The sequence below is a fragment of the Pseudomonas sp. DF11 genome, assembly GCF_058148565.1.
The window spans coordinates 100,381-111,085 of sequence record NZ_JBYVYN010000015.1; the positions used below are offsets into that span (position 1 = coordinate 100,381).

Sequence of the window (10,705 nt, forward strand, 5' to 3'; positions counted from 1 at the left end):
GGGGTCGTCCCCGGATTTAGGCACTCGATCGAGTGGCGGGGTCGTCCCCGCGCTGGATGGATAGTGCCAATTACTGACCACTCGATCAAGTCTGCTTCAGTCGGCTGTCTGCCGGGCGGCGAGGGTTTCGCGGTCCTGTTTTTCACTCATGCGTCGGAAATACGTCGAGAGCAGCGCCCCGGAAATGTTGTGCCAGACGCTGAACAACGCGCTGGGGACCGCCGCCAGCGGCGAGAAATGCGCACTGGCCAACGCCGCGCCGAGGCCGGAGTTCTGCATGCCCACTTCCAGGGCCAGGGATTTACGTTGGGCCAGGGGCAGCTTGAACAAATGCCCGGTGAAATAACCGAGCAAAAAGCCGAAGCTGTTGTGCAGCATCACCACGGCCATGATCAGCAGGCCCGATTCGGCGATTTTCGCCTGGCTGGCGGCCACCACGGCGGTGACGATGATGACGATGCTCACCACCGACACCAGCGGCAACACCTCCACCGCATGCCGTACCTTGTCCCCTAGCAGCCGTTGCGCCACCACGCCCAATACGATCGGCAGCAGCACCACTTGCAGGATCGACCAGAACAGCTCCATGAACGACACCGGCAACCAGGCCGAGGCCAGCAGCCAGATCAGCGCCGGGGTCAGCAGCGGAGCGAGCAGGGTGGTGACGGCGGCGATGGCCACCGACAGGGCCAAGTCACCCCGAGCCAGCCAGGTCATGACATTCGACGAGGTGCCGCTTGGGCAGCAGCCCACGAGAATGACGCCGACGGCGATTTCCGGCGGCAGGTGGAACACCTGGCAGAGCAACCAGGCCACACCGGGCATGATCACGAAATGCGCGACGACGCCCAGGGCCACGCGCCAGGGATGACGCGCGACTTCGGCGAAGTCATCGAGCTTGAGGGTCAGGCCCATGCCGAACATCACCAGCCCGAGCAGCGGCACGATGGCGCTTTTCAGACCAATGAACCAGGCCGGCTGCACAAACGCCACGACGGCGAAAATCAGTACCCAGTAAGCGAAGGTGTTGCCGACGAAGCGACTCAATGCAGCCAGTGCGCGCATGACCTGATCCTTTATTGTTAAGAACACCGAATACTAGTGTGGGAGCGAGCCTGCTCGCGATAGCAGAGGATCAGTCAACATTTCTGTGACTGTCATACCGCTATCGCGAGCAGGCTCGCTCCCACAAGGGCAACCCGTTACCTTTAGATCCCCTGCGGAATCTCTTCCCCACCCAGTGCTTCAACCAGCGCCGGCAGGAACTCGCCGAACGTCAGCATCATCAGGGTGAAGCTGGCGTCCAGTTGGCCAAGGGCTTCGTCGCCACCGTCCTGCTCCGCCTGGTCTTGCAGCAGGTCTTCGAACTTCAGGCGCTTGACCACCATCTTGTCATCGAGCACGAAGGACAGCTTGTCCTGCCAGGCCAGCGACAGTTGCGTCACTACCTTGCCGGTGTTCAGGTGCAGCTGGATTTCGTCGCTGGTCAGGTCCTGGCGCTTGCAGCGCACGATGCCGCCGTCTTCGTGGGTGTCGCGCAGTTCGCATTCGTCCAGCACGAAGAAATCGTCCGCGGCTTTCTGGGTCTTGACCCAGTCGGTCATGGTCGCGGAGGGGGCCATCTTGACCGTCAGCGGGCGGACCGGCAGCGAGCCGATGACTTCGCGCAGGGTCGAGAGCAGGTCCTCGGCGCGTTTCGGGCTGGCCGAGTTCACCAGGATCAGGCCCTGTTTCGGCGCGATGGCGGCGAAGGTGGACGAGCGACGGATGAACGCACGCGGCAGGAACGCCTGGATGATTTCATCCTTGAGCTGGTCCCGTTCCTTTTTATAGACCTTGCGCATTTGCTCGGCTTCGATCTCTTCGACCTTTTCCTTCAGGGCGTCGCGTACGACGCTGCCTGGCAAGATGCGTTCTTCCTTGCGCGCGGCGATCAGCAGGAAGTCCTGGCTGATATGCACCAGCGGCGCGTCTTCGCCTTTGCCAAACGGCGCGACGAAACCGTAAGTGGTCAACTCCTGGCTTGCACATGGACGCGCCAGTTTGCTGGCCAGTGCAGTTTCCAACGCCTCGGCATCAAAAGGCAGATCTTGGGTCAGGCGATAGATAAGCAGGTTTTTGAACCACATGGGGTGAGTCTCTCCTTTATACAAAGGGGGGCATTATTCTCTTCGCGGCGCCATAGGCCAACCCTTCGCTAAGCCTTTGGAAGGCCTGAAAAAATTAATTTAAAAAGTGCTTGCCAGCTTAAAGAGTGCTCCGTAGAATGCGCGCCACACCGAAAGCGAAGGGTGATTAGCTCAGCTGGGAGAGCGTCTGCCTTACAAGCAGAATGTCGGCGGTTCGATCCCGTCATCACCCACCATTCGTTCAACGTGTTACGCGCAGCGGTAGTTCAGTCGGTTAGAATACCGGCCTGTCACGCCGGGGGTCGCGGGTTCGAGTCCCGTCCGCTGCGCCATATTCGGTTACCTGGAACACTGAACGCCAGGTCGCCACAGAAAGCCCGCTAACGCGGGCTTTTTGCTGTTTGCAGTTCCTGCGATGTGCATCGTTCATATTTTTTTGCTGAATTTGCTAATTAAATCAGCACGTTACAAAAAACTGTGAGAGAATGCGCCCCGCATCGAAAGTGAAGGGTGATTAGCTCAGCTGGGAGAGCGTCTGCCTTACAAGCAGAATGTCGGCGGTTCGATCCCGTCATCACCCACCAAACTTTCAGTGTTACGCGCAGCGGTAGTTCAGTCGGTTAGAATACCGGCCTGTCACGCCGGGGGTCGCGGGTTCGAGTCCCGTCCGCTGCGCCATATTCGGTCACCTGGAACGCTGAACGCCAGGTCCCCACAAAAAGCCCGCTCATTGAGCGGGCTTTTTGCTGTCTGGCATTTGCCTGCCTCTATTGCTCGGCGTTACGGCTGTGTCGGTAATCGCTGACCGCCTCATACACCGCTTTACGCAAGCGGTTGATACCGCCAATGGGGCGATGGGCCTCGATGCCGAACCAGGGGTTGAACGACTGGTTGTCGCAGGCCAGGTTCAGCTTGGGTGTGTCGAAGTCCTGGGCTGGCACCTTGATGTGGGCCACGGTCTCGAACGGTGCGTCACTTTCCTGCCATTCAATACTGGTGTCTTCGATCGGCATGTACTTGCTCGGATCCTGGCGCTGGATCTGCAAGACAAAACACGCCGGCACCCGGTCTGTGGATAACTGCTGGTTCAGCGCGCTACGCAAGAAATTCGGCAGGTCCTGGTTTTGCGCTGGCAGGGTATAGGCCGGGCAGCTATCCGGGTCCGGGGCTACGCGAAACTTGGCATTGGCCGCGCCGAACTTGTAGGGCGACACCGAGAAGTAAGTGGTCTGGGTCGGGCTAGCCGGAGGCGGCGAGAGTGTCGCCAGGGCGATGAACAGATGGCGGATCTGCCAGGTGCGCGGGTCCAGGCTCGGAAAGAAAGCCATCGCCTTCTTCCCGTCAGCCTGGGCGGCCACATTCTGACGGTACTCGGCGACATCACTGACGAAGAAGTTCGGATGATTGAACATCACGAAGTCCTGCTCGCCGTGTGATTGCCGATCCGCCAGCAACTGTTTGCCGGGCACGTCCAGCAGCTTGATCGCCATCCCACGGGCATCGCGCAGGCTGTCGAACTGCGGATAGGCGTTGCCGTTGGACAGACGAATCGTCGCCTGCCAGGTCTTCCCCGGTTCGGCAAACACGCCCTGGCGCAAGGGTGCCGGCAGGTCGCTCGGCACCTGGACTTCGGCCATGACGCAACCGTGGGCCTTGGCGTGGGCGTCGCGCAGATAGCGCGTGCTTTCACGGTGCTGGTCGACGATGCGAATAGCGGTCTGAATGATGTCCTGGGTCATGGCGGTTTCGCCGGGTGCAATCTGCTCCTTGTCCGAGACTGGCCCGCGGTGTTGCCAGGCGAACCAGGCCGAGGACAAGGCCCAGCCGAGCAACCCGATGCCCAGCAGCCACAGGAGCGTCTTGCCCAAAAAGGCGCCGAGGCGCAGCCAGAGCGTGATCAACATGCCAACATCCTTTTACCTGTGGGGTTCATCATTACAGTTGCGACTCCAACGGCCCGCCCAGCACCTTCAAATACTCCAGCAAGGCCCAGCGTTCCTGCGGTTGCAGCAGGCGGCCAATGACGCCATTGCCTCGCTCGCCCGCGCGGAATTCATGGCCGCTGTTGTGATTGCCGGTAATCCGGGTATCGAAGAGGAAGCCGTTGGTAAAGGCTTCGGTGCGATAGCCCAGGTGGCGTGGGTCGTATTCGAAGTTGCCTTTATAGAAAGTGGTTGCGCGTTCGTCCTGGGGCGACAGCAATTGATAGATCGTCGGCACCGAGCCGTTGTGCAGGAACGGCGGCGTGGCCCAGACACCCGCCAACGGCCGGGCCTTGTAGGCGCGCAGTTCGCGTACACCAATGGGCAGGCCGAAACCGTCCAGGGCCGGGCGCTCGGCAGGGGTGACGCCGGCGTCGCGGTAAGCGCGGTTTTCGACGAATGCGGTGACGTAGGCCAGGCCTTTGGCGACCGAGAGTTGGCTCAGGTCCAGCGGCTCCGTCGGGGTCGGGTGCAGTTGCACTTCCAGCTTCGCCAGCTCGGCCGGATCCCATTGCAGGCTGGTCAGGTCGAAGCGGTGGTCAGCGATGTTGTTGGCGGTGCCCGGGTCGGTGCCGATCACCTGTACCGGCAGCATATGCAGTTGCTGCACCGGCCTGTCGGGGCCCTGGACCACTTTGGGCACATGGCAGCCGGCGCAGTTTTCGCTGAACAGGGCCCGGCCCTTGGCAGCCAACGGTTTATCGATCGCACCCAGCAGCGCTTCCGGCCACACCGGAGGCTTGAGCAGTTGCAGGGTTTCCTCGATCTTGTTCAGGTCGCGCACACGCACGCTGGAGGGGTAGCGCGCATCGCCTTGCAGCGGTTTGCCTTGGGCGTCGAAGAAACTCAGCGTGGCGCCAACCCCCAGCGCTTCACCGACGTTGCGGGCCATCGGTTGCTGGGCCGATCCGTTCCACTGCACCCAGTCGAACGTCCATATGTCCCATAGTTGCGGGTAATCCACCGGTGCGTTGGCGACCCGGTAGTTCTCTGCCGAAATGGCATCGCCAAAGCTGGCATTGGCGATGCGGCCGAAGGCGTCGGTACGGCCCGGGCCCTCTTCGGTGGGGTAGAGGCCGCGATGGGTATCGTTCCAGGCCACCCGCAGGAATGTGTCCAGGGAGACCTTGAACGCCTTGCGCAATTCCTCGTGGCGGGCGTCGTAGTCCTTGCCCAGCACCTGGCGGGCGAAGCGCTCGAATTTCCAAGGGTTGTAGTAGGTAGACGCCAGACTGGCGACCAATGCCTGTCCGAAACTGCCACCGCGTAATGTAGGAACACTGGAAGGCAGCACGTGCTGAGCCGAACCGCCATCGATCCGTATCGCCTGGCCTTTGAAGCGCAATTCGCCGGTATGACACGCCGCACAAGTGATATCTAGGAACTGCTCGCTGCTGCCCGGGTTCTGGTGCCGTGCAAACCCTACCGGCAAGTTGCCGGGATTGTCAGGCGAGGCTTTCTGCGCCGGATCGACCAGGAAGCCAAAGCGCGCCAGATACTCAGGCGAAGCGAAGCGTTGTTGCGAGAATGGCAATTCGAGGGCGGTGAACCAGTCGTAGCGCAGGCCTTTGACCTGGGTGCCCTGGGGGGTGAAGTAATACGTCTGGCGCTCGGCGGCGCTCCATTGATCCAGGTAATGCACCTGTTCGACGGGCGTATAGAACGGCAAGCGAGGATTGGCGACGTAATAAAGCACCACGGCCACGACGACGATCAGCAGCGCGAGGAGCAACAAGAGAATGCGAGAGAGAAGGCGCACGGTAACGTCCTTGTTTTTTTGATATGTCCTTATGCCTCAGTGCTGCGCGGCGGGCAAGTGGCCATTACCGCTGGCCTGCAGGGGAGTGGCAATTTGTCCCTGTACGTAACAGATGACAGATGCTTCATTCGTCCAGGGTTAAAAAGCGTTTGCGGACCTGAACTTATCGTTACTTTACGGCTCACATGCCGGTAGCCATTGGTCGTGGCCGCCTGATAAGCTCGCGGCTTTATTCGATTGCCCTTTAGGCGCATGAACAAGGAAATAGCATGAAACAGCATCGGTTGGCGGCGGCGGTGGCCCTGGTTGGCCTGGTACTCGCGGGTTGCGACTCGCAGACCAGCGTAGAGCTGAAGACCCCGGCGCAGAAAGCTTCCTACGGTATTGGCCTGAACATGGGCAAGAGCCTGGCTCAGGAAGGTATGGACGATCTGGACTCCAAAGCGGTCGCCCAGGGCATCGAAGATGCCGTTGGCAAGAAAGAACAGAAGCTCAAGGACGAAGAGCTGGTCGAAGCCTTTGCCGCGCTGCAAAAGCGTGCCGAAGAGCGCATGGCCAAGATGAGCGAAGAGTCGGCAGCCGCCGGCAAGAAATTCCTTGAAGAGAACGGCAAGAAAGCCGGCGTCACCACTACCGCTTCCGGCCTGCAGTACGAAGTGGTCAAGAAAGCCGACGGCCCACAGCCTAAGCCGACCGACGTGGTGACTGTTCACTACACCGGCAAGCTGACCAACGGTACCGTATTCGACAGCTCCGTTGAACGTGGCAGCCCGATCGACCTGCCGGTCAGCGGCGTGATCCCGGGTTGGGTCGAAGGCCTGCAACTGATGCACGTCGGCGAGAAATACAAGCTGTACATCCCGAGCGACCTGGCCTACGGCGCCCAGAGCCCAAGCCCGGCCATCCCGGCCAACTCGGTCCTGGTGTTCGACCTGGAACTGCTGGGGATCAAGGATCCGGCAAAAGAAGACGCAGCCAAGTAATCGCGTCTGCTATAACGACAACGCCTCGCTCATGCGGGGCGTTGTCGTATCTGGGCTGCGGCAAAATGGCAAAAAAACCGAACGCATGATGCAGGCTACAGTCATAGGCAATACAGGCGCTGGGCTAGACGCAGTCAGCCGGTCAAGTCAATGAAATATTGGGTTTTTTTATGTGAGTAAAAAACGCCCGATCTAAGCCGGGCCCTTATGAAACGGGGGCTTCAGCGTGGAAATGCAGCTCTGTTCACAAGGTTATCCACAATTTGTGTGGATAACATTTCAGTGGGAGAAAAAATGAAGGCGCCGTGGAATTTTGCGCGATTTCTGCCCTTGGCAGGCCGCCTGCTGGCCCGCGGTCGATTGCCGACATTGCTGTTTGCCGTCGCCAGCAAAGGTGCCCGGGAGGGCGGACGGCTGGGTAAGCTCAAGGAGGACCTGCGTCTGCTGCAGGCCTTGTGCCTGGCCTACTGGCGAGGCGAGTACCGCGCTGTCAGCGCCAAGTCGATGTTGTCGGTGGTGGCAGGGCTCATGTACTTCCTCAGCCCCCTGGATGCGATCCCGGATATCTTGCCGATGTTTGGCATGTTCGACGATATCGCGGTGCTGGCATGGGTCATGAAAACCCTCGACGTTGAACTCGAGGCTTTCCGTGCCTGGCGTTATCGACAATCCCCCGAGAAGCTGGCCCAGGTCGAAAGGCTTCCCGATACCCCGGAGCAACTCCAACTTCAAGGCCAGAAAAAGACCTGATTCGCTAGCACTTGCCCCTGAGAATTCATCGCACCGCGACCTTAGCCGGTATTAGGATTACACTTCCAAGGAAAAAGGCTGATTCGCTAAGTGTTGTTGTCCTACGGGGTAGACATGGATATCCAAATAATCACACGCGACGGTGAGCCCGAATACGCGGTTTTACCGTGGGATCAGTACCAGTCGTTGTTGAAGGCAGCAGGCATCGAGCAAGCACCGCCGCGCGAAGCGACAGTCCGTCACGCGGCGGCACCCGGTCAGGTTCTCCCTGGCCTGGATCAATTACGCAGTTTGCGCGAAGGGAAGGGCATCGCCATCGAGGCGCTGGCCCGCACGGTAGGTATCAGCCCGTCTTATCTGGCCTTGATCGAGAGCGGCGAGCGTCAGCCCGATGCCGCGATTCGGCGCAGTCTGGCCTGGGAGTTGACGGTGCCGGGTTGGAGGGATGAATCGTGAGCGTACGCATCAGTCGGCAGCATTGGGATGGGTTGTTGGGTGAATTGGACCAGGCGCGTCGCCAGCGCCATTTGTTGACTTACCGGGCGTTGCTGGAGCGCTTGCAACTGCCCAGCCCGGCCATGCAGACCTTGACCGCGGCCCTTGAACACCTGGCTGCGCTGGACGCCCGGGCGGAACAGCCGCTGCGCAGTTCATTGGTGATCAGCCAGGGCGCCAGTCGTTTGCCACGCACGGGGTTCTTTGAGTGCGTTGAGCGTCTGGGCCGCTTTTCCGGGCCTTCCGATGGCGTGGCGGCAGCCTCCTGGCACGCTTCGGAAGTGGTTCGGGTTTTTGAATACGAGTACCCCGAGTCGGCGGAGGCCTGAATGCTCTGGCGAATCAAGGCGCGGGGCGGTTACTGGCTGGCGCGTCGGTTGTTTCATTGGTCCTGGTTCGTCCGCCAACCGCGTGGCTGGGCCTGGCTCGAGGGCCAGTTTTCCCGCATGGCGAACCTGGGCGACGTCGGTGCGCAAAGCTTCTATGGGCACATCCTCACGTTTCGCGGCCAAGGGCTGGGTGCTCGTGAAGAAGGGATTCGCCTGCTGCGGCTGGCGGCATTGGCTGGGGATGGCAAGGCGGCCTACCAGGTTGGCGTGATCAGCCTGGCCGGTACAGCCAGCAAGACGCCGGACCCGGTTGAAGCGGCACGTTGGTGGACCTTGGCGGCGAAAGCCGGGCATCCATTGGCCGAGATCAAGCTCAAATCACTTGAAGATCAGGACCTCTAGGGTTATCCACAGGCTATTCGTGTGCAAATCAGACGAATTTAGCGAATCGCCCTACGCGCTCTATCTCCTTCCCCTGACTTAACTCTCCACTCATCCCCGGCAAAGTCTCGCGCTCCCTGAGCGCTGCGAGACGTTTGCCCATGTTCGACCGTTTTTTCCTGCCGGCCCTTGAGCGAGCCCCGTCCTGATGGATCAGGTGAGCCGTATCGAGCAGGAACTCGACAGCTTCAACGACATTCTGTCGGTCTATCGCGAACAACTCGCACGCTGGTACAGCCGCGCGGCGGACCGGGCCAGTCATGCCGCCGACTTGCCCTCGCTGATGGGCATGGAGCGGCTGATCCGCTTCGGCGACAGCACCACCGCTGTCAGCACCGGCGACGATGATTTCCTCTCCACGGTCGTCCAGTGCCCCAAAAGCGGGACGATGACGATCGAGAGCAAGTTCGAGTCGGTGTACGACATCCCGCTGGGCGACATCGTGGTGGATGTGGTGGACGTGGACAGCGGCAAGGTCACGCCAGTCGCCCTAGATGCCCAGGGGCTGGGGACCTTCCAGGGCGAGGCGGGCAAGTCCTATCGGGTACACGTTCAAGGCGAGGTGTCTCCCCAGCACATCGAGCAGCTGTTTTCTTCCTACGATGGCTTGACCCGTGATCTGACGGACTGGCTGCGCGGCGAATGGCAAGGCTTCAAGCCGCGATGGGCGCAGCAGTCCGTGGCAACGTCGGCGGCTGCGGTGGGGAACGGGTTGCTCGCCGGTAGTTGGGCGGCGATTGAAAGTGTGTGGGACAGCATCAGCCTGCTCTCGGACATCCTCAAGGACCCCGGTCAGTTCGTTGAGCGGTTGGGCGAAAGCGCCATGCAGCTACAGGAGCTGGCGGAAAAAACGCCGCAGATGATGGCGAAGCTGCAGCTGTTGGCCAGCGACGAAGCGGCTTTATGCCTGTTGGTGCGCACCGCCAGTCTCTGGCTGGAAATGCTGCCGCCCAGTGAGGTTGCTGGCGAAACGGCCGAAGCCTTGTCGAGGGTGTCGGTGCAGCTGTTGATCGATCTGTTGATCGGCGCAGTCCTGACTTTCACTGGGGCGGGGGCCGGTATCGCTTATCTGTCGATGCGCCTGGGAAATGTGGGCGTACACCTGCTGAGTGCCACGCAGCGTTTCATCCGTGGGATTTTCGCGGTGCTCAACGGCTTCATGACCTACGTGGACCGTTACAAAACGGTGGCGGCACGAGGCATCGCGGCGGGGATAAAGAAAGGTCGGATGCAACTGCGTTGGGATGCGCAACGCCACACCACGCTGAAAAAACACGAACCCCACGACGACGCCCCGGCCCAATCGAAAAACCCCAACGGCGACAGCGCCGATACCGCGGCCCAGACCCAGACCAGCGGCTGCCCGGTGTCGATGGTCACCGGCGAAGAACTGCTGACCCTCGACGACGGCACCCTCGATGGCCGCTTGCCGTTCGTCTTCACCCGTTTGTACCGCACCAGCGCCGCCGACCTGGACGTCGGGCTCGGGCGCGGCTGGAGCCATGCCCTGGCCCATCGCCTGGAGCTCGACGGCGAGCAGGTCGTCTGGGTCGACCAGGAAAACCGCCGCACGACTTTTCCACTGCCCACCACCCAGCGTCCGGCGATCCATAACAGCCTGGCCCGGGCGGCGATCTACCTCGGTACCGAGTCGGACGAACTGATCGTCGCCCAACCCGGTGCGGACGCCGCGTTCCTGCACTTTCGCGACGGCCACCTGATCGCCCTCAGCGACCGCCACGACAACCGCCTGACGGTCCAGCGCAACATCCATGGCGACATCAGCCGCCTGGACAACGGCGCCGGCCGCGCCCTGCGCCTGCGTTACGAGCAGCGT

General features: G+C 61.0%; 10 protein-coding genes and 4 tRNA genes. 10 read left to right on the forward strand and 4 right to left on the reverse strand.

Going from position 1 to position 10,705, the window contains the following annotated elements:
• Positions 1-96 precede the first annotated feature (96 nt).
• Together AC30D9_RS28455 and rdgC are read right to left on the reverse strand one after the other, a co-directional pair.
• Positions 97-1,065 carry a bile acid:sodium symporter family protein gene (locus AC30D9_RS28455; RefSeq protein WP_305485109.1) on the reverse strand — a complete coding sequence of 323 codons (969 nt, stop codon included), beginning with the start codon at positions 1,063-1,065 and terminating at the stop codon, positions 97-99.
• Between the two features lie 143 nt (positions 1,066-1,208).
• On the reverse strand, positions 1,209-2,129 hold the full coding sequence (gene rdgC / locus AC30D9_RS28460; protein WP_135846711.1) for a recombination-associated protein RdgC: 921 nt from the start codon (positions 2,127-2,129) through the stop codon (positions 1,209-1,211).
• Between the two features lie 160 nt (positions 2,130-2,289).
• On the opposite strand from rdgC, the gene AC30D9_RS28465 reads away from it, so the two are divergent.
• The 4 genes from AC30D9_RS28465 to AC30D9_RS28480 all read left to right on the forward strand — a co-directional run bounded on the left by AC30D9_RS28465 (position 2,290) and on the right by AC30D9_RS28480 (position 2,807).
• A tRNA-Val gene (locus AC30D9_RS28465) sits at positions 2,290-2,365 on the forward strand.
• 19 nt (positions 2,366-2,384) lie between these two features.
• Positions 2,385-2,461: transfer RNA gene (locus tag AC30D9_RS28470), tRNA-Asp, on the forward strand.
• Positions 2,462-2,637: 176 nt separating this feature from the next.
• Positions 2,638-2,713: transfer RNA gene (locus tag AC30D9_RS28475), tRNA-Val, on the forward strand.
• A 17-nt stretch (positions 2,714-2,730) separates the two neighbouring features.
• A tRNA-Asp gene (locus AC30D9_RS28480) sits at positions 2,731-2,807 on the forward strand.
• A gap of 89 nt (positions 2,808-2,896) precedes the next feature.
• Here AC30D9_RS28480 and AC30D9_RS28485 read toward each other — a convergent pair.
• Positions 2,897-4,033: a catalase family protein gene (locus AC30D9_RS28485; protein WP_134925384.1), complete on the reverse strand. Its 1,137-nt coding sequence runs from the start codon at positions 4,031-4,033 to the stop codon at positions 2,897-2,899.
• A 31-nt stretch (positions 4,034-4,064) separates the two neighbouring features.
• Positions 4,065-5,870, reverse strand: a complete 1,806-nt coding sequence (locus tag AC30D9_RS28490; protein WP_307574118.1) for a di-heme-cytochrome C peroxidase — start codon at positions 5,868-5,870, stop codon at positions 4,065-4,067.
• A 269-nt stretch (positions 5,871-6,139) separates the two neighbouring features.
• Between AC30D9_RS28490 and bamJ the strand changes: the two genes are divergently transcribed.
• The 6 genes from bamJ to AC30D9_RS28520 form a co-directional block, all read left to right on the forward strand.
• Positions 6,140-6,853 (forward strand): BamJ family beta-barrel-assembly machinery protein, encoded by a 714-nt coding sequence (bamJ, locus tag AC30D9_RS28495; protein ID WP_134925383.1) that lies wholly within the window; start codon positions 6,140-6,142, stop codon positions 6,851-6,853.
• Positions 6,854-7,147: 294 nt separating this feature from the next.
• Positions 7,148-7,603 (forward strand): YkvA family protein, encoded by a 456-nt coding sequence (locus AC30D9_RS28500; RefSeq protein WP_212799431.1) that lies wholly within the window; start codon positions 7,148-7,150, stop codon positions 7,601-7,603.
• Positions 7,604-7,717: 114 nt separating this feature from the next.
• Positions 7,718-8,059 carry a helix-turn-helix domain-containing protein gene (locus AC30D9_RS28505; RefSeq protein WP_134925381.1) on the forward strand — a complete coding sequence of 114 codons (342 nt, stop codon included), beginning with the start codon at positions 7,718-7,720 and terminating at the stop codon, positions 8,057-8,059.
• Positions 8,056-8,427 (forward strand): hypothetical protein, encoded by a 372-nt coding sequence (locus tag AC30D9_RS28510; RefSeq protein WP_003179080.1) that lies wholly within the window; start codon positions 8,056-8,058, stop codon positions 8,425-8,427. Before AC30D9_RS28505 ends, AC30D9_RS28510 begins: the two co-directional genes overlap by 4 nt.
• Positions 8,428-8,829 carry an SEL1-like repeat protein gene (locus AC30D9_RS28515; protein WP_490145316.1) on the forward strand — a complete coding sequence of 134 codons (402 nt, stop codon included), beginning with the start codon at positions 8,428-8,430 and terminating at the stop codon, positions 8,827-8,829. It abuts the gene before it with no gap.
• A 187-nt stretch (positions 8,830-9,016) separates the two neighbouring features.
• Positions 9,017-10,705: DUF6531 domain-containing protein (locus tag AC30D9_RS28520; RefSeq protein WP_490145317.1), on the forward strand; the 1,689-nt coding region annotated here is incomplete at its 3' end.

Bases quoted from the DNA above. Each gene is read 5' to 3' on its own strand.
- bamJ (WP_134925383.1), top strand. From the start codon at position 6,140: ATGAAACAGCATCGGTTGGCGGCGGCGGTGGCCCTGGTTGGCCTGGTA.
- AC30D9_RS28515 (WP_490145316.1), top strand. From the start codon at position 8,428: ATGCTCTGGCGAATCAAGGCGCGGGGCGGTTACTGGCTGGCGCGTCGG.
- AC30D9_RS28505 (WP_134925381.1), top strand. From the start codon at position 7,718: ATGGATATCCAAATAATCACACGCGACGGTGAGCCCGAATACGCGGTT.
- AC30D9_RS28500 (WP_212799431.1), top strand. From the start codon at position 7,148: ATGAAGGCGCCGTGGAATTTTGCGCGATTTCTGCCCTTGGCAGGCCGC.
- rdgC (WP_135846711.1), bottom strand. From the start codon at position 2,129: ATGTGGTTCAAAAACCTGCTTATCTATCGCCTGACCCAAGATCTGCCT.
- AC30D9_RS28485 (WP_134925384.1), bottom strand. From the start codon at position 4,033: ATGTTGATCACGCTCTGGCTGCGCCTCGGCGCCTTTTTGGGCAAGACG.
- AC30D9_RS28455 (WP_305485109.1), bottom strand. From the start codon at position 1,065: ATGCGCGCACTGGCTGCATTGAGTCGCTTCGTCGGCAACACCTTCGCT.